This is a genomic window from Burkholderia diffusa (assembly GCF_902499115.1).
In the GTDB taxonomy this organism is placed as follows: domain Bacteria; phylum Pseudomonadota; class Gammaproteobacteria; order Burkholderiales; family Burkholderiaceae; genus Burkholderia; species Burkholderia diffusa.
The window spans coordinates 37,428-61,251 of record NZ_CABVPN010000033.1 but is presented as its reverse complement, the minus strand read 5'-3'; the positions used below and the strand labels follow the sequence as shown (position 1 = coordinate 61,251).

Here is a 23,824-nt window from a genome sequence, read left to right as displayed (position 1 = left end):
AGGTTGCTGGCCGCAAGCTTACAACACGCCGACGAGATCATACATCAATGTTAATATCCGCGTAATACCTTGCACGTTACGATCGCTTACACGGCACATACTCTCGGCGATCGGGACCATGCAAAAGACGAAACTTGCATTGTTTGCAATCGTCAGGTGCCGGTCTCACGCCGATCCGCGAAGTGCGAAGTGCGAGAATCGGAAAAAACTGCCGGATCATGCACGCGGCTGTCCGGCACCGGTCCATACGTTTTAGTCGCATCGATTACCGATGCTTGCATCACCGCCTGACCGACTTCATGCGGCAATCCTGCAAGCCGTTGTTAAGGTTTCCCGGTTACTTGTCAGACATGAATCTCCGACTTGGCGGGTTCGATGAGAGACTGTCTGGTGGCATTCTGCCCCGTCCAATTGGGACGTACAGAATTCCTCGAATGTTCTTTGCAAATCTTGATGATCCTTCGACTCGCTTGATTCGCCGAGTCATGTATGCAGATCGTCAGGGGCGCCTCCAGATCGGTGCCAGACCGGGGAAGCGAGCGAAGCCAGGCGGCCACGCCATCGGCAAAAAATGAACGCACTGCCCCGATTCGATCGAGCGAGCCCAGCCGGGTAACGCTCGAGGGCCTGCGGCATTCGTCGTACGAAATCGTTCGTTAGTTTGCGCTCCCTCATCGTGCAAACATCCGTGTTTCTTTCGATGCTGACAATCGCTTTACGCGGACCATATGCGCGAAAGGGAGGCGCCCTCAACGAATCGGCATTCCGTGCTCGTCATTCGGGTCGATTCGACTGCGCTCACGCTGAAATCACGATTGCACACGGACACGATGCTCTTGCCACGACCAATAGAGAACCATACCGAAGCCGACGCAAACCGTTACGTTGAGCGGAATCAGAATATAGTTCTTTTTCTGAATCGCCAGCAAAACCGTCATGAGTGAATAGGCGAACGTGGCGATTTCCCCGGCCAGCAGAACTGCATTGATGCGCGGCATCGTCGAGCGATAGGCTTCCCTGCCTTTTGGCGTGCGATGAAAACCGCTATACACGCCGAAAACCGCTCGCACGCCCCCCGCGAAGTAATACCAGGCCATCGGCAAAAACATCGCGATATAAAGGTAGGTCTCCCATACCGCTTTCAGAACACTCGGCTTGTCGTCGAATCTCGCGCCCTTGCGCGAACCGAACGCATTCGCAAGCGCCCAGATTGCCACCAGAACGAAAAAGACGAATGCGCCGAGATGAATCCCCTCGCCGTCGAAATGCACCAGGCAAGTCAACGGCATGCTGAGCAGTATCAGCACGTAGATCGAAGCCAGCAGCACGGACGAGAACATCACCGAGATCGCATGCATCCGCTTCATCAGCGGCATGCTTTGCGACAGCATCTGTCCGACATGCTTGAACCCGCTGTGGATCAGACCGCGCCCCCAGCGTTCCCGTTGAATGCGAAACGCGCTGATGGTCTCCGGCAGCACCGACATGGAAACGACTTCTCGCATATACGCGTATTTCCATTCGCCGAACTGCGCGCGATAGCCCAGGTCCACGTCTTCGGTGACGGTCGACGCATTCCAGCCGCCCAGCGCATCGACGCACTCCTTGCGCCACACACACGAGCTGCCGCTCAGCGAAGCCATGTCGCCGTCCTCGCTCAGCCCCACCGTCACGTACTGCTGGTGGCCCATTTCCATGGCCTGGAAGCGTGTCAGGAACGACGCGTCGCGATTCTCGTAGCCGATGCCGGTCTGAAGGAAGCCGAGCTTCGGATCGGTGAAGCACGGGATGGTCTTCAGCAGGAAGTCGGCGGGCGGCACGAAGTCCGCATCGAAGATCGCAAAGAACTCGCCGGACGACTGCTGGATGCCGTTTACCAGGTTGCCGGCCTTGTAGCCCGTTCGCGACTCACGCTTGATGAGCCGGATGTCGATTCCGTCGGCGGCGTAGCGATCGACTTTCGCCCGCGCGAGCTTCGTCGTCGCATCCGACGAATCGTCGAGCACCAGGATCTCGATCGCGTCGGGCGGATAGGTCAGGCGGCAGGCCGCGTCGATCAGCCGCTCGACCATCTCGGACTCGTTGCAGATCGGCAGCAGCACGCTGACCCGGGGATGAAACCCGTCTTCGGAGATCCCGACGGGCTGCGCCAGATCGGTCAGCTTGCGCCGTTCGACCTTGCGGGAAATCAGCAGCACGCGCAATTCGAGCAGCACGTACAGCGCGAAATAGAGCACCACCAGCAGGAAAACCAACTGGGCAGCGTAGGAAAGCAGCGCGAGCATCGTGACCGCTTCCCCCTCAGATCTTCACGACGGCGCAGATTTCTTCCAGCCGGTGCGCCCACGTATGGTTCTGCCGTACGTAGCGCGCGCCTGCCTCGGCTCGGTCCAGATCATCCTGCGACGGGCCATGCCGAAGCCGCGAAAACAACTCCCGTGCCTCGTCATGCGTATCGATCACATGGCAGAACTCGCGGAAATACCGATCGACCGCGCGGCTCGCGTTGGTCACCGCGATGCCGCCGCACGCGAGAATCTCGAGCAGGCGCCGCGAGAACATCGTCTCGGAGCCCGTCACCGAATTCACATTGATCGAGATCGCATGAGACTTGTACACGTGCGCGGTTTCCCGATGCGGCACCTTGCCGTGCACGCGCAGCCCGTTCCTCTTCGGATAACGGAACTCGAAGAAGCGCGACAGGCGATCGTGATTGCGATCGAACACGTTGAGCTGCAGATTGCTCTGCTCGCAGGTGTCGAACACCATGTCGAGAAAGCGGCGGCGTTCGTTCAGGATGCGTCGGTAGTAGCTGCCCGTGAAGCACGCCTCGTTGCGGACGAAATTGAAGCCCGAGAAATTATGCGACGCTGGTTGATACGGCATCACCAGCGTGTTCACCGGCACGTGCGCGGGCACCTGCTGCCGATATCGGTCGAGACACTCTTCGTCGGTCGTGAACACGTAGTCGAACACCTTCGCCACATCGATGAACGTGTCGAAAAAAGCGCCGTCGTCCTTGTTCCAGAATACGGTCGGAACACCCGCGCGCCTCGCGAAGTCGACCAGGCGAAAGATCGCCGTCGGCTTGCTCAGCCGTATCAGCGGCGATTGCCGCGCCAGCTCGTAGCGCCAGCTCCCGTCCACGCCGTGAAACGCCGATTCGACGAGCACGAGATCGGGTTTCCAGTTGCCGATCACGTCCGCGTAGTTGGCAGGCGTCATGGTGCGCACGCGACACTCCGCCGACAGGCAGTCCGCCGTGAAGTAATCGGTAACGAGCGCAATCTTCAGGCACCCGAAGCGTCCGGCCTGCTCCACATCCTCTGCAACCGTCGGATAGTCGTAGACCAACGAACCCAGTTTTCTAATGACCCTGCCGACCATTTAACCCCTCACCCTGCGACATTGGCAGTGCATTCATGACAAATTCGCGCCAGCGGCGCTGTGTGGCCGCGTATTCTCTCGCCTGGCCACCGAACGCCGCGAGCGTACCGCGATCGGACAGCGCCACATCGATCACCCGTGCCAGGTCGACCGCATCGCCGGCCTTGAAAAACCAGCCGGCCGGACTCGGACCCATTTCGTCGCGAAACACCGGCAGATCCGGCACGATCACCGGCTTACCCATCGCGAGCGCTTCCACGAGCTTGATCGGCGGCACGATCTCGCAAACCTTGAACGGCTTGCGCGGGATGCACACCAGTGCGCAACGGCCGATCGCCCTGCGCGCCTGCTCGGGCGAGGTCCGGCCCAGAAAGCGAATCTGCTCCGACAATCCGAGGCGCTGGACCTGCGCTTCCAGCGCGGGCCGCGCCTCGCCTTCTCCGACGATCTCGACCCGAACCGCGCGCCCTTGCCCGTTCAACCGGCCGACCGCTTCGATCAACGTATCGAGTCCTTCATAGCCGATCAACGAGCCCGCATATCCGATGGTGTCGGCGTCGATCTCCTCTGGAGCCGATGGCGCAAACCGTTCGGGGTCCACGCAATTCGGCAGCAGATGCATCCGCTCGCCGGCAATCCCCCATCGGTCGCGCGCGAACCGCCCCAGTTGCGCCGAGATCACGAACAGCTTGTCCGCATGCCGGGCCACCAGACCCTCCAGCTGCAGCCCCTGCACGAACCCCTGCCGCCCTTCGTATTCGGGCATGCGCGAGATGCGCGTCAGCTCCCACAACCCGCGCATCTCGTACTGGAACGGAATGCCCAGTTGCCGCGCCGCCAGCAGGGCCGGCAGCGCGTTCACGTGATTCGACGCGGCATGGATCACCGACGCGCGATGCTGCATGGCCACGCGCGCGATGACGGGCGCCGCCTGCAACGCATACATCAGCACCGGCCGGTTGTTGAACGGCGCACTCGCATGCAGATACCGGACCTCGCTCACCAGCGTCTCGCTTCCGGCGACATCCGTCAGGCGATCCACGCGATCGCCGGGATAGCCGGGCCGCGTCAGCGGATGCACGCGACCGCCCGCAGCTGCCAATGCGCGAACGACTTCGTGCGTGCGCGTCGTATAGCCGCTCGTGTGATACGGCAATGCGCTCGCCGCCACGTACAGCATGCTGTCCGGATCGCCGACAAACGGCACGCCGCGCGAACGCTGCTTCAATTTGCGCTCGAGCACATGCGCCGTCAGTCGACGGCTCATCGCGAGCAGGGGCTCGGTCAATGCCGTCTGCAACGAATCGAGCATCGTGCTCATGCTTTTGCCGCCCCGGCCGCCTTCAGTTCGGCAAGGGAGAGATCGGTCGTATGCGTAGTCCGGATCTTGCCGCGGGACTGCAGGTCCAGGAATTCCGACGTCGTGATCACGTCGTAGTCCTTCGTGAGGCGCGACAGGAGTTTCCGGTAGCCTTCGACGCGCTGGTCGTCCCGGTACGTCGCGTGCCCGTTCTCGTCCCAATACAGCAGCGACCACGAATGGAGCAGAAAAATCGAGAACGTCGGACTGCCGCTGAACGCGTCGAGCAGCAGCTTGCCCCACCACGGACGAAACCGGAAATACGGCGATTCAGGGTAAGTCAGGCGCGCCCACCATTCGTCCTTGCCGACCTTCGGCAGGATCTTCTTCTCCGTCATCGGCACCTCGATCACGCCGTTCGACCACTGGAACGGCAGATTCGTGGGCTCGCTGTAGTTGCACTGCCCGGCATGGACCGCGCACAAGGAATTATTGAACGACAGTCGTACGCCGGTGGACTTCAGCGCCCGGATCGTCGACGCATTCCAGCGAAATGAACCGGCACGATGCGCCAGCACCGGCTTGCCCGTTTCCGCCGCGATCAGCTCGCCGAAGTGGCGAATCACGAACTCCGCACGCGCATCGTCCGTGTATTGATTCATGTATTGCGGCCGCCGCGCAAGGCCGTGCTCGGCCCAGAACGAGTCCGGCAGGTATTCCGGATGCGTATGCAGTTGAACGTCCTGCCCCGCCGCATCCAGCCGACGCACGACCTCCTTCGTTTCGTCGAGGTACGCATACGCGCCGCACTGGTCCACGAAGAACACGTGCTTGACGCCGAACTCGTCGCCGATGGAAGCCATTTCCGCGACCCCGGCCCGCCCCTTCTCGTGCACACCCCACATCAGCCGCTTGACGTGATCTTCCGTGGCGCGCTTGGGCAGCGCCTCGGTATCCACCGTCAATATGGCATAGCGATTTCTATCCATCATGTTCAGTTCACTTCCACCAATGCCTTCCAGTCTGCGTCGCTAGCCTGCGCCGCGGCCGGCGGCACGATCCGCGCCCCGCGATAGCGCCACGCGAGATACGCGCGCTTTCCTTCGTGATACGAACGATCGTCACCGCTCAATTCCGGCAGGTATTCCACCAGCCAGCCCAGCCGTGAATAGAAGGCGAAATCGGCTACGTCGGTCACCAGTACCGGCGCCAGCGTATCGTTGCCTTTCAGCCGCGCGGAAAAGTCTTCGCACGCACGGCGCAGTGCATCGCGCTCCGTACCCGGCGCCCAGATCAGCAGCGTGTTCGCTTCGGCCGAAACCGGTGCATGCTTCATGGGTCGGCAGCCACGGATATTTCGTCACGTGAGGCGGAATTACGCCCAACGTGGCCAGCACGCGCTTGGCACCGCGCCACGCGCGCTCCTTCAGCGTGGCCGGCGGCTTTCCGGCGAGCAGGTCATGGCGCGTGAGCAACGTCCAGTCGGGCTTCGCCGCCAGCGCGCGCAACTCGCGCCTCAAGGTCCGGGTTTGGTCGATGATGCTCAATGCGTTCGCCTCTTGTCAGCAATCCTGGCGAGGATCTCGTCCGCCGCGAGCGACGCACCGTTCATCGGCACCGCGCGCCGCGCCGCAACGGGCAACATGCCCAGCAGCGCGTCGACGGCGGCCTTGCGCTCCGGTTCGGTCTCGCACGCCGAAACGACGGCCGGCATCACGTCGGCGACCATCCGCGCGCGGCGAACCTGATCGTCCACCAGTTGCGCGTTGGGCACCAGCAACGCGGGAACACCCGACTGCACCAGTTCGCAGCAGGTGTTGTAGCCCGCTGCGCCGACAAATGCATCGAACGCGCGCAGATAGCGCGCCAACGGATAGACCGAGACCGGCAACACGCCGGCCGGCAATTCGACGTCACGCACCGAGATGGGCGCCCGCGCCCACACCACCTGAAATCCGGCCGCCTCGAACGCAGCGATCAGTCCGTGCCCGATGCCGGCGACATCCTTCAGGTTGCCCGGGCCAAGCGAAAAGAGGACGAAGCGACCCGTCTGCGGCAGGCCAAGCGCGTCTCTCGCGGCTGCACGGCCGAGCAACTCGTCGTCCTCCAGCAGGCAGACCGGCGGAACCGTCAGCCGCGTGCCGCCGTTCGTCAGGGACCCGCGCGCCTCGGTCGCACCCAGTTCACCAGGCTGGATCACGAGATCGAACAATGCTTCGTCCACCGGCACCGTCTTGGTATCGGCCTTGAGCAGCCCGCGATTGGACCACACGAGGACGGGTGATCCATACATCTCGCAGGCCGTCAGCAAACCCTTGAACGGCCACGTTCCGTCGAATACGACCGCATCCGGGCGAACCCGCTCCAGCATCAAGCCCAGCCGCACGGCCAGTTCGCTGTTCCAGCCGAACGTCGAACTCGACGACCAGTAATGCGAAACGAAGTAGTCCGCTTCGAATCCCATCTCCTCGATGATCTCGATCGCCGACGCCAGCGAAAAGAAAAACGGGCGCGCGCGGCCCCGCAGGCGACGCGCGTACGCGAGGCAACGGTTCAGATGACCCATGCCCGAGCCGTTCACGTTGAAGAACAGGATGCGCGGCAATGCGCTCGCCGCGCGCGCCGCGTGACCGGACTTCGGGTCGATCATGCGTCGCCGCCGAACAGGTCGCGCGTGTAAACCTTGCCTGCGACGTCGGTCAGATCGTCGGTCAGGCGGTTTGCAACGATCACGTCGGCGGAGCGCTTGAACTCGGCCAGGTCGTGAACGACCGACGAGTTGAAGAACGTCGATTCGTGCAATGCCGGCTCGTACACGATGACCTCGACGCCCTTGGCCTTGATGCGTTTCATGACGCCCTGGATGCTCGACGCGCGGAAATTGTCGGACCCCGCCTTCATCACGAGGCGATAAATGCCGACGACCTTCGGCTTGCGCTTGAGAATGCTCTCGGCGATGAAGTCCTTGCGCGTGCTGTTCGACTCGACGATCGCGCGGATCAGGTTCTGCGGCACGTCGCGATAGTTGGCGAGCAATTGCTTCGTGTCCTTGGGCAGACAGTAGCCGCCGTAGCCAAAGCTAGGGTTGTTGTAGTGCGCGCCGATGCGTGGATCGAGGCAGACGCCGTCGACGATCTGATGCGTATCGAGACCGTGCTGCGCAGCGTAAGTGTCCAGTTCGTTGAAATAGGCCACACGCATCGCAAGGTACGTATTCGCGAAGAGCTTGATCGCCTCGGCTTCCGTGCTGCCCGTGAACAGCGTCGGAATATCCTGCTTGATCGCCCCCTGCTTCAGCAGGCCGGCAAACGCTTCGGCTCGCTCGGAACGTTCGCCGATCACGATCCGCGAAGGGTGCAGGTTGTCGTACAGCGCCCGGCCTTCGCGAAGGAATTCGGGCGAGAAGATCAGGTTGTCGGTGCCGAGTGCCGCGCGCGTACGCTCGGTATAGCCGACCGGAATGGTCGACTTGATCACCATCACCGCCCGCGGGTTGATCGCCATCACGTCGCGGATGACGACCTCGATCGAGCGGGTGTTGAAGTAGTTCGTGTCCGGATCGTAATCGGTCGGCGTGGCGATCACCACGTAGTCGGCGCCGGCGTACGCGTCTTCCTTGTCCAGCGTCGCGCGGAAGTTCAGGCGCTTGTGGCGCAGGTAGTCCTCGATCTCGGCATCCTCGATCGGCGACTCCTTGCGATTGAGCATCGCCACCTTCTCGGGGACGATGTCGAGCGCCACGACTTCATTGTGCTGCGACAGCAGGACGGCGTTGGACAGGCCGACGTAGCCTGTGCCGGCGATAGCGATTTTCATGCAAACGTCTCTCAGACAGATTGGGAGATCTTCCTGTGTCCTCGAAACCCAGTCTGCATGGGCCTCGGACAGGACATCGATATCTTCAAGGACACCATTATTTCACAATGATCCTCAGGAAAATTTCCCAAAACAGATTGATCGCAATCCGAATTTGAGTTTTAAATACCTCCAATTCCGATCGCATGCGAATCAAGCACCTTCTTCGGTGCGGGAATACAAACTCGACATCAAAAACCGAGTTCCAATGCTCCTCTTGATGTACAAACGGACCTACCCGGGAAGCGGGTATTTCCCATAAGACTGAATCCGAGCCTTGCGATCAAGGTCTCTCTCGAGCATCGACAATGCACGTCGAAGCGTGGGGAGATCGACTTGAAAATCGTTCCGATGGTACAGCTTGTGTTCGCTACTGCTCAACGGGCCGCGCACCTCGTACCAACGCATCCCACCGAGCGCAGCCAGATCATAAAAAAACATGTCATCCCAGTGAGCCGGGATCATCGGAAGGATCGACGTGCCAGACCGAGCAAAGGCGATGTTTGTCAACGCGGAACCTAGCGGTCCAGCGATCACGGACGCCGACGAAAACAATTCAATCTGACCAGCGAAGTCGTATTCCGAAACACGAACGTACTCGAATCCGTGTTCGCTGAGCAAAGACACGACCTCACTTTCATTGTGTAACCGCCGATCGGCAGCATCATGGCGAGTCACGTAAATTCGACGGTCGGACGTTCGAGCCCCGGATTTTCCTGCTAACTCGCGAAAACATTCATAAATCGCCGGCGCCTTTCGATCGGTCGGCCCCATCTTCGAAATATAGCGTAGTCGCGGAATGCGGATGCCTTTTTCGGGAAGCGGGACAACGCCCCCAAACTCCACGCCCGCAAGCAACAGCGACTTCTGAATGGCCTTCCACATGCCAGACGGGTGTCCACCGTGTGGGCTATTGAAACTGCCGGGCATCAATATGCATGCGTTTGAAGGGATCTCACGTCTCGCCGCATAAATTCTTGGCAGAATTTCGGCAAGCCAGTGTCCGTAGTATTGAATGCCATAACGAGTCGTGCATACAGCAAAGGGAACCGGTGAATCCACGATTCCGGATGTATCTATTTCCCATCGATTTTCATCAGCCGGAGTGATGAGTCGATAGCGCTCCCTATTCTTCACCACCATGCCTGGAACCGTATCTCTGACAATAACCCCGTCAGTCACAACGGTTCCGTCCATCAAAACCAGTACATCATCCAGATCAACGCATATGCACGGATCGACGGAAATTTTTTGATCTCGATACTGCGACCGGAGATACCCTGACCTCAAAAAATCAAAATCTTCTATATTGGTGAAACGTACGATGGATGGTCTAACATAGTCCATCGAAGGAGACACGACCCGGAATCCGAGTTGTCGCTCCTTTATAATTTCAAAAATTCCCTTGACCTCATAAAGCATCGCAAATTCACCAATAGCAATTATGTCACAGTCCGATTTCCGAATAATCCCGAACCCGACTGCTTAGTTTTTCGAAACAAAAGGCAAGATGGGGTGGACAGCTGCGGGCCCATCCGCCAAACCAGTCACGAGCACCGTGTACCTCCAGGCACGAACAGCCCCATTTCACAGAGGCTATCGATGGATTGGGTCGATATTTCACGGTGCCACGCCGACCAGTCAACTCAATTCGCTTGCCAGTCGCCCCCAAATCACGCCTTTGCAGAGTTTCACTCCGCCATCGCCCAGAAACACCTCGGATAAACCCCCAAGATACTATCGAAATCATCTGGCAATTGAATCTTACCTTGATCAATCAGCTTTGCGATTCTCTTTGCATTATCTCTATTTGGGAAGTTTTGCATGTATGGAATAACCCATCCCATTTGCGTCATCCCCCTATCAGGGCGAAGAAAATGCAATGCTTGCCTCCCATCCGGCTGAACCGGATCAGTTGGAGCGAAATTTTCAGCTGCGTAGCCCAAAATGACGGATTCGTTTTGCAACGCATCAATCCAGAATTTAATCGCCTTATGAATATCGCCACTAGGCCCTCGATACGAGTAAAGATCAACTCCCTTCACGAGTTCAAGTTCGGCCACCAGCACCAGTAGCGCAATAGCATTATTCTCGTACTTCAACGCCGATTGGCCACGCCTCGATTCGGCAGGGAAGCTGCCATCACTTCTCATGGTATCTATATATGCCCGATATGCTTTGGCCGCCGTGCCATTTAGCGAATCGTCCGACGTGGTGATACCTACCGCGAGTTGCGTCGCGGCCGAGCTCAGCACAAGGTTCTGCGCCAGTTGTCCCTCATTTTCGCCACCGGAAATATGTGAATAATTGGCGGCACGGCGACGCATCCAATCAAACACCTCTTTGCGATCAGACATACTAATAAGATTATGCCGTCTCAACATCGACGTATAGATTGCAATTGGCCTGAGAGTACTATTCCCCGCCAGCTCCCCCGTCACCAACGATGACTGACTACCCTTGTGTTTCTCACGATCGAATTTCAACGCATCCGAATTCACCAGCTTATCGAGCCACTCCGAGAATTGATCGCACGCGCCTTTGTTTCCGGCCATACAAGCAGAACCCAAATTGGCGAATGGGTATCCGATTGACATGACCGGTGCGTAGAGCTGTTCAGAAGCCAAATTTCGACCGGGCGTGCCGCGAATTACCACGGGGAAAATTTCCGGAATCACCGCCTGCTTTGACGAATCTAGCGCAGACACCGCACACTCCTGCCCCCAGCTCGACTTCGCGTGAAAAATATCCTTTGCTTCACGTGCATGAGCATTGTTAATTCCAGCCGGCACAAACATGAGCGCAAGATACAGCCAGCTCAATCTGATTTCGCATTTCGCAAAAAGACTTGCCATAGTTACCTCCCAATCATAGCCGTCGAAACCACTCATTTATCGGAAAATCAGAATAATCCCAATAAAATCTCAGTCATCGAAATTTGGCGCCCTAGCAATTCCCTACAACCGTGCGACCCAGATCTGATGGACAATTACGACCGAAAAAACTCACACGACCGAGGACGCATTCAAAGTGACACTGAGCGCCCCCGACATTCCGCTCTCCATGGATGAAATTAGTTCGCTCACGTGGGCTTCAAATCGAGCCTCCCAGCTATTTCGACTCACATACTCAATCATATCTGACGATGAATCTACGTTGCTGGCGAGCACATCTGAAATATTCGCCAGAAATGACTCGTGAGAGTCGGCAACCCGAACTAGGCCCGCACTTCGATCGATATTAAATATCTCCGTGGAAACAACAGGCACTTTCCAGGACAAGTAAACGTAAAGCTTGAGCGGATTCATGTGCTGCGTCATCTCAAGGTTGAGGTGCGGGATAATACCAACGTCAAATTTAGAAACCCACGCACCGACCTCTTGATACGGAACGACACCGGCAAAACGCACATTTGGATAACGTTTCAACTGCAATACATCCGGATTTGCATGCGTCGAACCAATCAGAACGAGCTGGCAATCCACAAATTTTTGCGCAATCTTTTCCAGAAGAGAAATATCAATTTTCTTTTCAAGATTTCCCACAAAACCGATAGTCTTCCCTTCCCAGGCTTTGAAGGAATCAAATTCCGCGTTGTGAGCAGGCTCGGTCTTCGGAGGACTAGTATCGCATCCGTTGGGTACGAGGCGAATTTGTGGATAGAATTCGCTCATAGCGCCCACCATCGGCTCACAATTCACGAAAGCCATATCGGCCTTTGCGAGCGTCTCTCTGTAATTCTCGGTGAGACGCTGATACTCCTCCGCCGAAATTCCCGGCCACGCACGGTGGTCGTCCACAACATCGACCACAACCTTTGCAGGTTTGAAGTGCTCGATCAAATCACAAGCGGAATAATTTTTTGGATACATCCAAAATACCGATTCCTCGGGCCTCACTTCCTCGCGCCGAAGAACTTCAGTTACATAAGGGAAATATCCCTCATTAACATGCGGCTTCTGAGTGTCCGAATCGTTATTTCTGTATTTCCCAGGAGGATAAGCGAATACGTTATACGATATTTTATCTGTATCATACTTACCCAGCAATTTTTCGTACGTTCCCGTATAAATCCACCGATGTTGACTAGCCTCGCTGCGAGATTGCTGGCGCAATATCAAATCATGCTCGGATATCGGCGCATCAAACACAATGACCTTGCGAATATCCGGTCGCGAGGCGAGATATTTGATAACCATATCGTGTCGACGACCATATAAACGGGTGTCATTTTGCTTCCAGAAAATGACAATATCGGCACCTGTATTCTGCGACTTGGATCTCGAGACTAAAGATTGACCCAACGCACGTCCCATGACGGCTTGCAGTCTGCCGTAGCTTTCGCCCGTCCGAAGCGCACCGCGCGACAGGCACCGCTTGATCATGTCGTGCATTTGCATCGCTGCCGCCGCATAGCTGTAGCGTCCCAGAAAACGGTCGCGCACGTCACTACGCCACTTTTCGACGTCTTGCTCTCTTCCAGCGAGACGCTCCAAAGCCGCAGGTATATCGTCAATATTGACGAGTTCAGCCACTTTATCGTCAACCAGTTGCCGCAACGGCAACGTATTACTTACCAGCAACGGAACTCCCATCGCGACCGCGTCAATTGCCTTTGCCGGGAGCTGAAATTTCGATATCGCATGCCCCTCGTCCTGAGGTAGGCACACAACATCGGCCATAGCGAGAATCTCGGGAATAGCGGAAAATGGTTGATTCGGAAGATAAATAACCCTCCCTTTCGCCAATTTATCCAAAACACTATAGATGCTTCGATCTGGCGCAGTTCCAACGATCATCAACTTGAATCTGACGTCCGCAATCTGACTGACCGCTCTCGCTAGCGTATCAATCCCTTTATGAAGACGGGGGGTACCAAAAAACAGAACGAGTTTGGTATCGTTCGGCACGCCGTACCGGCACCGAATCTCCGATTTATTATATTGCGCCGGATCAAATTTGGCCTCGTCGCGGACGTGAGGGACGATCGTGCCGCCAAATTCATTCTGCAATGCAACGTTCGAGACAATAATTTCGTCCGCGCTATCACAAAGACTTTGTGTAAGCCTTGTCCATAGCTCGGCGTAGGGCTCCGTGATACTCGAAGCCGAACCTTCCGGCATCGACTCCAGTTCACCAACATTCAACGCGCTTTGATTCTTGAAAAATGAAAGCTCATGATCGTCGACATCAATGATCAGCGGGCAACCCCATTTTTCCTTGATTGCCATGCCTAGAGCTACCGATGGAAGCCGCGGCTTGCAGGCGATTACCACATCCGGCTTAATACGAGATGAGATGCGCTCAAGGCTGTCATAGAAATCAGGAAGATTTGAACCAGGCAACGAGACAACGGGAAGTTGACCGGCGCGAACGGGTTCCCAGATGCTATTTCCATACTTGGGAAACTGGAACCCGACCAGTAATGTATGCCGCGCGACTTTTTGCACAACTTCCGCGAGCATATACGAGCGCCCGAGGCAATTATGCCCTACATCCCACGTGATAACCAAGACGTTAATCGGCAGCTTTCTGAAAACGCCCGCGCCTGCCGCCACCTCATATTTTTTTAGATCTCCCTGTCGATTTAAATCTGGCATACATCCACGCCGACGCATCAACTCGATATTAAAATTGATAATATTCGACAACTCGGGCATAGCCACCAGAGCAGCCTGATAAGACCGATACGCCGCCCCGTAATCTTTATCGAGAAATTGCTTATTCGCCTTCTTCAGCAAGCTCATTTATCCCCCCGGAATGTTGTTTCCACAACCCAGCGACTTCAAATTTAAAATCGATCAAAGTGGCCGGGCAATATAGCTCTCGATGCCCGACATCGTGGTCGGGTTGTTCGTTATATTGTACAAACATGCTCAGTACATTATCCCGCTCCCACCGAATTCGATCTATAATCGGTTCGGCGTGCCCAAGATCCTCACCCCACAGGACTTGAACATCATCAGGATTCCACTTGTATTCTGGCGCAGAAAATAGTGTCGCCACCATTTTCCCCTGACTGTGATCGCCACGCGAAATTATGTATGCATTATCTCGACGATCCAGGACAATTTCCGGTCGACTTATGGGAATCTGCAACGTGTCCCGACCTCGGAGCGAAAACGGAGATATACGCCGCGACACTATTTGGTGATGCCATCGCTTACCGTCATACCGCAAATATTGGTACTGCGGAATACCATCGATATCATCGGCATAAAATGCAATATGTGGGCACCCACGGCTATCGAGCGCCATGCTGCACTGATTAATCAAATTACTTCCCGGCGATATCGGATATATGGTCTCGGAATTTATCTGTGTAATCGGCAATCGATAATTCCGCCCCTTCGATGTCACCCAGGTGATTCCGTTATCGAGCGAGCAAGCATATCCAACGTCGATGTTGTTGATTCGCTCTTCTGTGCCTAGCGGATGAGTTCGCCACACAAAGCTCAGATGTAAACTTCCATCGGAACCAACGGCCGGATGGTTCCAATAAGCATTACTCGTCCACGGCTTCGAATCGCTTCCGCTTAAAATCGGCAGCGGATGATCCGTCCAGCTCTCACTCATCTCATCATATGTTTTAATACGTGCAGCACCTTTGTTATGGCCGCCATCTCTATAAAGTAGCGTGAGCGGAAAACCATTGCGCGGCAGAATGAACGTAGGATAGGTAATCCTGTCCTCCGCCTCCCCCGTCATGGAGAGTTCTTCACTCCATCCGGAAATATCGTTCGGACGAAGACTGCGCCGATAGCGAAGCTGGGTCGCATGCTGGTCATAACAGATATGCAAGTGATTATCGCGATCGATGCCGATGCTTATGCTGTTGTGAGCATCATATAAATTGTAGCCACCTTCAAGATCAAAGAATTCGATCTCCGCGGAATTCAAATTTCGGCACGCCAGACGCAACGTCTGGGCATCCACATAAAATGCGGAAAATTGCCTATCGTGACTCGTAACTACGCCGTGATGCCGAAAAATCACCGTATTGACTGTATTTCCGGCCCACCCGGCACCGAGCCTGACCTCGGCCAGGCGGCTTACTCGAAAGCGAGGCCTTCCGCGAGAAGCAACCTGACTGCTCGAAATAGCAGTCGTTCCACCTCCAAGCTGCATAGCTGTCAACCCAAGCTCACTACATTGCTGATTGATGCGCGCTTTGGTCAGAAGCTTTTTGTCCGCTCCGGGTGTGCCGAGGGCAATCGCCGATTCGAAATGTTCGAGCGCTCTAGGAAAACTGCCAGCGATCACTGCTGCACGCGCCAAGCTATTGTGCACGCCCGCGGCAAGGATTTGCCCCAAGAGACGCTTGCTCACCCCCCAGTCTTGAGCGAGTCGAATAAATTGTCTGGCCTCGGATATATGTCCGAGTTGCAGACGGCCGGCAGCAGCAAGCAACGCGAGCTTCGGTCGATCCGGGTGATGCTGCAGAATATCGCGCTCAAGCTCAGCGAGACTTTGCCAATCACCAAACTGCCACTGGGTCCGCGTGCGTTCGAGCAGGTTTTCATCGTAAGGCACGACGGACTGCCCCGACTGAATATCGATCACCGTGACTGACTGAAGAGAATCGACCGATTCCCTTTCGAAAGGACCCGCAGGTTTCTCGCTCATAGCCCAGGCTCTCGCAGAAACACTTCCTTTATGAGATCAAGCTGAGCTTCGGCCCGAACCATTTCTTCCTGCATAAGCTGCTGCCGGGTCGACAACTCTGCTTCACAAGCTTGACGATTCTCGATTTGCTGCTGCACCTCGTTAAGTTGCGTCAGTCGGTCAGCAGCCAACTTGACCGCTTCATCGCGCATCCCCGCCAGCGTGAGATTCTCAAGCTCAAGTCGCTCTTTCGCCTGCTTCAACGTTTCAAATTCGCGCGCGTACCGAGCTGCCTGCTTTGCCGCCTCGTCATACTGTCCTGCAAGCGCCTGTTTGTCTTGTTCCAGTTTTTCCTTGGCCAGAGTCAGAACGCTGACTTCTTGAGCTTGTGCGGCCGCCCGTTTCACGGCGTCGTCATGTCTGCCTGCCAAATCAAGACGATCCTGTTGCAATTGCACGTTAGCCTGTCTAAGCGCCTCCACTTCCTGGCTTCGCTCCGCTGCGTGCCGCGCGGCATCCTCACCCTGTTCCATAAGCGCGCGTCTTTCGTACTCGAGATGCCTCGTGGTTTGCTTCAGGGCTTCGATTTCCCTGTCGCGCTCTGCCATATGCATTACGGCTTCACGATGCTCAAGCATCAGCGATGCGTTGTCCTGTTCCAACTTCAACAGCGACCGCTTCAGTACTTCAATCTCCTGCGTCAGTTCAAGCACCCGGGCAGCCGATTCCTCATGCTTACCGGCGAACGTAAGCTTGTCTCGCTCCAACTGCGTTTTGGCCTGAGTCAGCGCTTCAATCTCCTGCGCGCGCTCGACTGCCTGATTGACGAGCGCTGCATACTTGCCGTCGCATACCACCCGGTCGCGTTCCATCTGCGCGTTGGCTTCCTTCAGGCATGCGATTTCTTCGGCGCGCTCGAGCGCCTGCTTGGACGCTTCCTGATGTCTCTCGGTCAGCGCCAATAGATCCTGCTCAAACTGTGCATTCGCCCGCTTCAAGCACACAATTTCATTGGCATACTGGGCAGCCGTCCTGACCGCTTCCCCCTGCCGCCCTATCAACGCTTGTTTATCGAGCTCCAGTTGCCCTTTGCTGTGCTGAAGCGCCGCAACCTCGCGAGTACTATCGATCAATTGGCTCGCAAGTTCGTCGTATCGATGCGTTAGCGCCAATTTGTCCTGCTCCAATTGCATCGTGATCTGCTTCAGAACCTCAACTTCCCGGGTGTAACTGGCAACCTGCCTAGCGGTTTCCTTGTCCCGCTCCACCCACGTCAGTTTCTCTTGTTCCAACTGCGCCTTAGCTCTCTTCACGACTTCCACTTCGCGCGCGCGTTCGATCGCTGACTTGGCTGCCTTTTCATATTGTGCCGCCAGAGCCAACTTATCCTGCTTCAGTTGCAACTTCGTTCGCTTCAGTATTTCGACAGCGTGCATGCTGTCACTCAACTGCCTCGAGCACTCATTGGTTCGCAGAACCAGTACGGGCTTTTCTTGCTCCAGTTCAATTTTGACTTGCCTCAGTGTCTCAACCTCTCCAGCAAGCTCGCTCGCCTGCTTGACGACAAGGCCATAGTCAGCCTTCAGCTCCGACCTTTCATTTTCGAGTCGCGCCTTTACATGCTTCAGCACTTCGATTTCGCGTGCGTATTCAGTCACTTGCCGAGCTGCTTCCTCGCACCTAGCCGCCAATGCCGATTTATCCTGCTCCAGCACGGCCCTGGATTGTTTCAGTGCCTCGATTTCCAGATGACGTTCTGTCGCCAATCGTGATTTCTCATCACGCTCCCGCACCAGACGATCCAATTGTTTTTCGATTTCGGCGCGACGCTCCAGGAAGCCCGTTTCCTGCCGAGTTTCGCTGACCCGAACTTCATTAGCGTCAAACCTCAATTGATTGGCTTGTCGAATTTCCGAGTCGCTATATGGAGTATCCAGCGGCAGAATATCCAGCATGGCTTCGGCACGAACGACATCACTTGCTTCGTGGAGTCTGAAGGCGAGCCACTTCAACCGAAATGGCTTCGGATCCAATGCGTGCGCGCGCCGAGCAGCCTCGGCAGCATTTGCCCGATCGCCGTGCATCAAATGCCGCGCCAAAGCCGTATAACCGTTGGCCCGCATCGCAGGTGAAATCGCAGCGTCATCGATCAATTTCTCAACCGCGTCGAAGCCTCCTTCGCTGTAGGCCGCAACGAGATTGGTAAACGCCTTGCCGCCCAGTGTTTTTGGGGGGATCACCCGACTGTGGGTGCGCCATATCTTCCAGATTTTTCCTGGCAATTTCAGAAATGCCGTCGGCGAATCTGCCCCCTGGATCAAGAGATTCCCCAGCTTCGCATTCAGCGCGTTCTCAGCTTCGATCTGATGGACCTCTCGTTGGACATCCACCAATGCGCGCAGACGACGAGCCTCTGCCAAAGCGTCCGGTAGTTCGTTATCGACCCAGTTCTTGGTGATCACGACGCCATTCGATGCCTCGGCCAGGGCACCTTTTTCAAGGGACTTGTTTCGGAGGTAGTACCGCTCCAGTTCCTCCTGAACGTGATGAAACTGATTGAGCAACAGTTCGTTCTCAGCCACAGCCTCTTTGAGACGAGATTCAAGATCGATCGGATTTTTCTGATTCGTTATCATTTTTCGTCTTTCCAGATGCCACGCGTATCGACAAGTACCTGGCGGTCGTTCAACTTGGGCTTAACGCTTCGAAATTCCTGATGATCGACAAGCAGAACAAATACGTTCGCATCGGCAATGGCCTTGTCCAGAGTAGTCAAATTTGCACGATCGATCGCCAGAGTGACCGGCAGCGATTGAAGATTTGGCTCCACGATCGAGACATTCCCAGCATGATTCCTGACCAGTGTTTGCGCAATTTTCATTGCTGGGCTTTCGCGCAGGTCATCGATGTCTGCCTTGTACGTGATTCCCAGACAAGCAATGCCGATATCCTCAATGGCAGTACCCCGAGCAACGAGCGTTGCAACGGCTTGCTGCACCTTACGCACAACCCAATCCGGCTTTGCGTCATTGACATGTCTCGCGGCCCGAATCAGCTTCGCTTGTTCCGGTTCGCTGTCAACGATGAACCACGGATCGACGGCAATACAATGTCCGCCCACGCCACAGCCCGGTTGCAAAATATTTACTCGCGGATGCCGATTCGCCAGTCTTATAAGTTCCCATACGTTGATGTCCAACTTGTCGCAGATCGTCGACAACTCGTTGGCGAATGCAATGTTGACATCGCGGAAACTGTTTTCGGCCAGCTTGCACATCTCAGCCGTTCGAACGTCCGTGACAATGCAATCGCCTTGTACAAACAAACGATAGAGCGCAACTGCAGCGTCAGAGCACTGTTGCGTCATACCACCGATCACACGATCATTGACAACCAACTCGTGAACAATGCGGCCGGGAAGAACGCGCTCTGGGCAGTGTGCAATGCGAATATCGGACGCATTACCTGCCTGATGCGGAAAGGTCAAATCCGGTCGGATTTCTGCCAGCCAGTTGGCCAACAACTCAGTTGCCCCAACGGACGAAGTCGATTCGAGAATAACGAGATTACCCTCTGCAAGTACAGGCGCAATCGATTTGGCCGCTGATTCGATGTAACTCAAATCAGGCCTTTTCTCGTCCGTCAAGGGCGTCGGCACTGCGATGATGAATGCGTCCGCTGGCTCAGCGGACGTGGTCGCACGCAGGTAACCGGCCCCAACGGCAGCATGAACCAAAATATCGAGTTCCGGTTCAACGATATGAATATTTCCTTGATTGATCGTATCGACGACGTGCTGAGACACGTCCACACCAATGACACGTACCTTGCGCGAGGCAAACAAGGTTGCGGTGGGTAATCCGATATACCCAAGACCAATGATTGAAATGGTATTCAACATGCGCTCACCAAAATATCGCGAATCCGCGAGGCTGCCGTGCCATCACCATAGGGATTGGCGGTATGCGCCATGGTGGCGTACTCGTCTGCATCATCAAGGAGACGGTTCGCTTCATTGACGATGGTTGTTTTGTCCGTGCCGACAATCCTTGCCGTACCTGCAACGATCGCTTCCGGCCGCTCTGTAGTTTCACGGGTAACAAGCACCGGTTTGCCCAGAGCGGGGGCTTCCTCTTGAATACCACCCGAGTCCGTGATGACGAGTGCAGCCCTATCCATCAGGTAGACAAAGGGCAAGTATTCCTGCGGCTCGATGAGAAACACGCCCGCAACATCACCTAGGAGACGATGAACGGATTGTTTTACCTTCGGATTCAGGTGTACCGGGAAAACAATTTCAATGTCACCGCGTTGGGCAATTTCTCGCAGAGCACGGCAGACTGAGTCAAGCCCATCTCCCAGATTTTCCCTACGATGACCAGTAACGAGAATCAAACGCTTCCGCGGATTCAGAAAGCCAAAGCGCCGTTCCAGGTCTCCGCGCCATACAGCCTCGTCGCGCGTCCTCGCGACCGTGCCCAACAGAGCATCGATGACGGTGTTGCCGGTGACGTGAACATCCGCCTCAGCGATACCCTCCCGGAGCAAGTTATCTCTAGCATTTGGTGTCGGTGCGAAGTGATACTTCGCCAAAACGCTCGTGAGGCGGCGGTTCGCCTCCTCCGGCCACGGTGCAAACAAATCACCGGTACGAAGCCCTGCCTCGACGTGGCCTACTTCAATCTGTCGGTAGTGAGCGGACAACGCCGCTGCCATCGTAGTTGAAGTGTCTCCTTGCACAAGCACGATGTCCGGTTGCGCCTTCCTCAAGACACAATCAAGTCCGTCGAGGACTTTGCTCGTTATCCCGGAAAGCGTCTGGTCCGGTGCCATGATATCGAGATCGTAGTCGGGACGAATTTGGAAAAAATCAAGCATCGAGTCCAGCATCTGCCTATGCTGTGCAGTGACACAAACGGTCGCCTGGATTTTCGGCTCGGTCTTCAACGCATTGACCAGCGGCGCCATCTTGATCGCCTCTGGTCGCGTTCCAAAGATAATCAGGGTTTTCATTACGCTTCCCGATCTCAATCCACGTGATCCGAAATAATGCTTTCCAGTAGCTTTATCACCCCAATCACCGCTGCAGCGATCAGCAGCGTCACCAGCACGTTATAGAGCCGCTCGGGTTTGAGCGGGTAGCCCGGCATGGTCGGCGCCTGGAGCGTGGAGACCATCTTGAGCGTACGAGCAGCATCCATCCGGCCTTTCTCCAGTGCTGAAAGAGCCGTCTTATACAAATCCTGAGCAAATCCCGCCTGCATTTGCAAGCGCTGGAATTCATCAACAGTGTAGTTGAGCGTCCTTCTTGAAGGCGACGTCAACTCCGCCTTTTTCTGGGTAATCTGCTGCTGAATGGCATTCAGATTGTTCTTTAGCATTACCACCGTTGGTTGATTCTGATCCAACGATGCCGGCAATGCAGCCAGCTGGGTTTTAACATCGGTTTTTTGGGCCTCCAGCTTTTCAATAAGTGCGTTAATGCTTTCTGCCGTTGCCTGCGGGGCAGCCAATCCTTTTTGATTCTGGAAGTCAATTACAGATTGCGTGGCATCCAAAAATCGATCGTGCGCAAGCGTTACCTGCTTCGCCAGGAAATCTACCTGCGACTGAGCCAGTTCATGACCAATCTGATTCATATGCAACTCCCCCTCATGAACCATCATGCTCACGATAGCCTGAGCCATCTTGGGGTCGTAGGCTTCTGCCCGGATACGCAGAACGCCGCTGTAACTGTCGTAATCAACGCCAACTCGGGACAGCCAGTATTTATAGAACCATTCATCCGGCGCATTCTTGAACCACATACGCGAAATAGGGTCCCGCCCGTGACTACTGAAATGTGACCGCAGATCGAGAGAGGCATCGAGCTTCTTGAGCATGTCCGTGGATAACAGATACTCACGCAGCAAGAGTTGATCCCCACTATTGGGACCACCTACGCCAGCAACAATAGCCGGAAGTCCGGCAACAGCACCATCCACTTGATCAGTTCTTTGAATGATTACAGTTGCCTCGGAAACATAGCGATCCGAGGCTATCAGCAACCAGTACGGGACCGACAATACTGCGCCGATGATAATCAAGCGGATGATCAGCTTGAAGATTTTAACTGAGATGATCGCTCGCTTTGCCTTGTCATAGGCCGCAACAAATTTTGCAGTCGCGAGCGAGCTTTTGGTTGTCGACAATTCTTTCATACCAAAGTCTTATTTTTGTACGCGCTCAATGCTTCACCAAGATCGTCGAACCAGTACGCCTGGCCTTCATCGATCCAGATGCCAGATTGGCAAAATTGCCTGAGCGTGCCTTCATCATGAGAGACCATGATTACGCTGGCCCGATCCACCATGCTTTTGAAAGCATCGGCGGCCTTCTTTCTGAATTTCGCGTCACCCGCGGAGGTAACTTCATCGGAAATGAATACATCAAAATCGAACGCGAGCGACAAAGCAAACTGCAAACGCGATCGCATACCGGAAGAATAGTGCTGCACCGGTTCATCGAAGGAATCGCCCAACTCGGCAAAATCCTGAATAAAGGCGAGACGATCTGCGAGTTCGTCCTGGTGGCCATGCACGCGGCAGACAAATTTCGCGTTCTGGCGTCCGGTAAGTGTCCCCTCCAGTCCGCCTCCCCCCATCGGCCACGATACCCGGCATCGCCGCTCAACGCTGCCTTTTGTCGGAAAATCGATTCCACCGATAATGCGAAGCAGAGTGGATTTCCCAGCACCATTTCGACCAATCAGCGCGACGCTGTGTTTAGGTGGAATGATCATGTTGATACCGCGCAGCACCCATTTACCGACACCGTGTTCGGTCATATAGCGCTTATGAACGTCTTCGATCAGTATCATCGCATCACCAGCTTTCTGGAAAAGCGTTTGTACATGGCCAAACCAATAAGCAAAGACACCAATGCCGATCCATATAGATAGGACAAACTCACACCATCAAGGGCATGATATGTCGGCAGGAAACCCAGCCTGATCAACTCGAGACCATTAACTACCGGGTTGGCCAAGAACAAATATTGATAGGGCTGCGGAACGAACAACGAAATAGGAAGCAGTGCGCCGGACACGTAATAAAGCGGCAGATACATGAGCTTAAATATATGATCCAATTCCGGCACAAAACTCATTGCCACTGACGTAATGAGACCAAATCCCAGTCCGAACAGCCACAATCCAACGACGCTAACGATAACCAAGAGTGGGTCAGCGGGAAGCCACGCCGGGTTGATCAAATCCGGCGTCACGGCATGCCCCGCCGCAACTGCAATCAAAATGATGATGATAGATATCGGTATCATCAAAAACAGCTCCAACGCAGCTCGAACAAGAGCAACATCGAAAGGCTTCACTTGCCGATAGGCAAAAAATGCGCGATTGCTATCTATCCCGTGCAACACCTGAACCCAGGTACGGCGCCACAGAAGAAAACCGATAAACCCCGCGATAATCCACATATTTATCGCGATTCCGCCCACCTCGTGGATGCGAAATGTTTCGAACCCGAACGCGTGGGTCGATATGTAGATGATCGGCTCAATCAACAACCACAACCACGCCGCACGCGCCTCGAACAACCGATCCAGTGCCTCGCGCAGGAACATGGCTCTCCAGACGGAGACCGTGACCTCGAACGGAGTACGCACCTTTCCCGACATGGC

At 55.4% G+C, this 23,824-nt stretch carries 17 protein-coding genes; all 17 read right to left on the bottom strand.

Going from position 1 to position 23,824, the window contains the following annotated elements:
- Window positions 1–809 precede the first annotated feature (809 nt).
- On the bottom strand, window positions 810–2,285 hold the full coding sequence (locus BTE28158_RS27935) for a glycosyltransferase (RefSeq protein ID WP_151047864.1): 1,476 nt from the start codon (window positions 2,283–2,285) through the stop codon (window positions 810–812).
- A 16-nt stretch (window positions 2,286–2,301) separates the two neighbouring features.
- Entirely contained in the window at window positions 2,302–3,387 is a 1,086-nt protein-coding gene (locus tag BTE28158_RS27930; RefSeq protein ID WP_151047865.1) for a CgeB family protein, read from the bottom strand.
- Window positions 3,368–4,654 (bottom strand): glycosyltransferase, encoded by a 1,287-nt coding sequence (locus tag BTE28158_RS27925; protein ID WP_239007371.1) that lies wholly within the window; start codon window positions 4,652–4,654, stop codon window positions 3,368–3,370. Before BTE28158_RS27925 ends, BTE28158_RS27930 begins: the two co-directional genes overlap by 20 nt.
- Before the next feature lie 50 nt (window positions 4,655–4,704).
- Window positions 4,705–5,679 carry a polysaccharide deacetylase family protein gene (locus BTE28158_RS27920; protein WP_124625028.1) on the bottom strand — a complete coding sequence of 325 codons (975 nt, stop codon included), beginning with the start codon at window positions 5,677–5,679 and terminating at the stop codon, window positions 4,705–4,707.
- A gap of 2 nt (window positions 5,680–5,681) precedes the next feature.
- The gene (locus tag BTE28158_RS27915; RefSeq protein WP_174920193.1) at window positions 5,682–6,023 is read right to left on the bottom strand and encodes a hypothetical protein; all 342 of its coding nucleotides are present in this window, start codon (window positions 6,021–6,023) and stop codon (window positions 5,682–5,684) included.
- A 207-nt stretch (window positions 6,024–6,230) separates the two neighbouring features.
- A complete protein-coding gene (locus BTE28158_RS27910) occupies window positions 6,231–7,337 on the bottom strand; it encodes a glycosyltransferase (RefSeq protein ID WP_151047867.1) in 1,107 nt (368 codons plus the stop codon).
- Entirely contained in the window at window positions 7,334–8,503 is a 1,170-nt protein-coding gene (locus BTE28158_RS27905; RefSeq protein WP_124625019.1) for a nucleotide sugar dehydrogenase, read from the bottom strand. The genes BTE28158_RS27910 and BTE28158_RS27905 overlap by 4 nt, the downstream gene beginning before the upstream one ends.
- Before the next feature lie 273 nt (window positions 8,504–8,776).
- Window positions 8,777–9,964 (bottom strand): glycosyltransferase family 61 protein, encoded by a 1,188-nt coding sequence (locus BTE28158_RS27900; protein WP_151047868.1) that lies wholly within the window; start codon window positions 9,962–9,964, stop codon window positions 8,777–8,779.
- Between the two features lie 269 nt (window positions 9,965–10,233).
- Window positions 10,234–11,433 carry an alginate lyase family protein gene (locus BTE28158_RS27895; RefSeq protein ID WP_151047869.1) on the bottom strand — a complete coding sequence of 400 codons (1,200 nt, stop codon included), beginning with the start codon at window positions 11,431–11,433 and terminating at the stop codon, window positions 10,234–10,236.
- 114 nt (window positions 11,434–11,547) lie between these two features.
- On the bottom strand, window positions 11,548–14,289 hold the full coding sequence (locus BTE28158_RS27890; protein ID WP_151047870.1) for a glycosyltransferase family 4 protein: 2,742 nt from the start codon (window positions 14,287–14,289) through the stop codon (window positions 11,548–11,550).
- Window positions 14,264–16,168, bottom strand: coding sequence for a BNR repeat-containing protein (locus BTE28158_RS27885; RefSeq protein WP_151047871.1), 1,905 nt, complete (start codon window positions 16,166–16,168; stop codon window positions 14,264–14,266). Before BTE28158_RS27885 ends, BTE28158_RS27890 begins: the two co-directional genes overlap by 26 nt.
- Window positions 16,165–18,783 (bottom strand): coiled-coil domain-containing protein, encoded by a 2,619-nt coding sequence (locus BTE28158_RS27880; RefSeq protein WP_151047872.1) that lies wholly within the window; start codon window positions 18,781–18,783, stop codon window positions 16,165–16,167. The genes BTE28158_RS27885 and BTE28158_RS27880 overlap by 4 nt, the downstream gene beginning before the upstream one ends.
- Window positions 18,780–20,048 carry a UDP-N-acetyl-D-mannosamine dehydrogenase gene (gene wecC, locus BTE28158_RS27875; RefSeq protein ID WP_151047873.1) on the bottom strand — a complete coding sequence of 423 codons (1,269 nt, stop codon included), beginning with the start codon at window positions 20,046–20,048 and terminating at the stop codon, window positions 18,780–18,782. Before wecC ends, BTE28158_RS27880 begins: the two co-directional genes overlap by 4 nt.
- On the bottom strand, window positions 20,042–21,160 hold the full coding sequence (gene wecB, locus BTE28158_RS27870) for a non-hydrolyzing UDP-N-acetylglucosamine 2-epimerase (protein WP_151047874.1): 1,119 nt from the start codon (window positions 21,158–21,160) through the stop codon (window positions 20,042–20,044). The genes wecC and wecB overlap by 7 nt, the downstream gene beginning before the upstream one ends.
- A gap of 14 nt (window positions 21,161–21,174) precedes the next feature.
- Window positions 21,175–22,347 carry a KpsE/RkpR family capsule polysaccharide export protein gene (locus BTE28158_RS27865; protein ID WP_239007366.1) on the bottom strand — a complete coding sequence of 391 codons (1,173 nt, stop codon included), beginning with the start codon at window positions 22,345–22,347 and terminating at the stop codon, window positions 21,175–21,177.
- On the bottom strand, window positions 22,344–23,006 hold the full coding sequence (locus tag BTE28158_RS27860) for an ABC transporter ATP-binding protein (RefSeq protein WP_151047875.1): 663 nt from the start codon (window positions 23,004–23,006) through the stop codon (window positions 22,344–22,346). The genes BTE28158_RS27865 and BTE28158_RS27860 overlap by 4 nt, the downstream gene beginning before the upstream one ends.
- Entirely contained in the window at window positions 23,003–23,821 is an 819-nt protein-coding gene (locus BTE28158_RS27855; RefSeq protein ID WP_151047876.1) for an ABC transporter permease, read from the bottom strand. The genes BTE28158_RS27860 and BTE28158_RS27855 overlap by 4 nt, the downstream gene beginning before the upstream one ends.
- Between the last annotated feature and the right edge of the window lie 3 nt (window positions 23,822–23,824).

What these genes read in the sequence shown, in the direction of transcription:
- BTE28158_RS27925 (WP_239007371.1), bottom strand. Translation starts at nt 4,654, where the DNA reads ATGAGCCGTCGACTGACGGCGCATGTGCTCGAGCGCAAATTGAAGCAG.
- BTE28158_RS27860 (WP_151047875.1), bottom strand. Translation starts at nt 23,006, where the DNA reads ATGATACTGATCGAAGACGTTCATAAGCGCTATATGACCGAACACGGT.
- BTE28158_RS27895 (WP_151047869.1), bottom strand. Translation starts at nt 11,433, where the DNA reads ATGAGTGGTTTCGACGGCTATGATTGGGAGGTAACTATGGCAAGTCTT.
- BTE28158_RS27890 (WP_151047870.1), bottom strand. Translation starts at nt 14,289, where the DNA reads ATGAGCTTGCTGAAGAAGGCGAATAAGCAATTTCTCGATAAAGATTAC.
- BTE28158_RS27930 (WP_151047865.1), bottom strand. Translation starts at nt 3,387, where the DNA reads ATGGTCGGCAGGGTCATTAGAAAACTGGGTTCGTTGGTCTACGACTAT.
- BTE28158_RS27920 (WP_124625028.1), bottom strand. Translation starts at nt 5,679, where the DNA reads ATGATGGATAGAAATCGCTATGCCATATTGACGGTGGATACCGAGGCG.
- BTE28158_RS27915 (WP_174920193.1), bottom strand. Translation starts at nt 6,023, where the DNA reads ATGAAGCATGCACCGGTTTCGGCCGAAGCGAACACGCTGCTGATCTGG.
- BTE28158_RS27855 (WP_151047876.1), bottom strand. Translation starts at nt 23,821, where the DNA reads ATGTCGGGAAAGGTGCGTACTCCGTTCGAGGTCACGGTCTCCGTCTGG.
- wecC (WP_151047873.1), bottom strand. Translation starts at nt 20,048, where the DNA reads ATGTTGAATACCATTTCAATCATTGGTCTTGGGTATATCGGATTACCC.
- wecB (WP_151047874.1), bottom strand. Translation starts at nt 21,160, where the DNA reads ATGAAAACCCTGATTATCTTTGGAACGCGACCAGAGGCGATCAAGATG.
- BTE28158_RS27900 (WP_151047868.1), bottom strand. Translation starts at nt 9,964, where the DNA reads ATGCTTTATGAGGTCAAGGGAATTTTTGAAATTATAAAGGAGCGACAA.
- BTE28158_RS27885 (WP_151047871.1), bottom strand. Translation starts at nt 16,168, where the DNA reads ATGAGCGAGAAACCTGCGGGTCCTTTCGAAAGGGAATCGGTCGATTCT.
- BTE28158_RS27880 (WP_151047872.1), bottom strand. Translation starts at nt 18,783, where the DNA reads ATGATAACGAATCAGAAAAATCCGATCGATCTTGAATCTCGTCTCAAA.
- BTE28158_RS27905 (WP_124625019.1), bottom strand. Translation starts at nt 8,503, where the DNA reads ATGAAAATCGCTATCGCCGGCACAGGCTACGTCGGCCTGTCCAACGCC.
- BTE28158_RS27865 (WP_239007366.1), bottom strand. Translation starts at nt 22,347, where the DNA reads ATGAAAGAATTGTCGACAACCAAAAGCTCGCTCGCGACTGCAAAATTT.
- BTE28158_RS27910 (WP_151047867.1), bottom strand. Translation starts at nt 7,337, where the DNA reads ATGATCGACCCGAAGTCCGGTCACGCGGCGCGCGCGGCGAGCGCATTG.
- BTE28158_RS27935 (WP_151047864.1), bottom strand. Translation starts at nt 2,285, where the DNA reads ATGCTCGCGCTGCTTTCCTACGCTGCCCAGTTGGTTTTCCTGCTGGTG.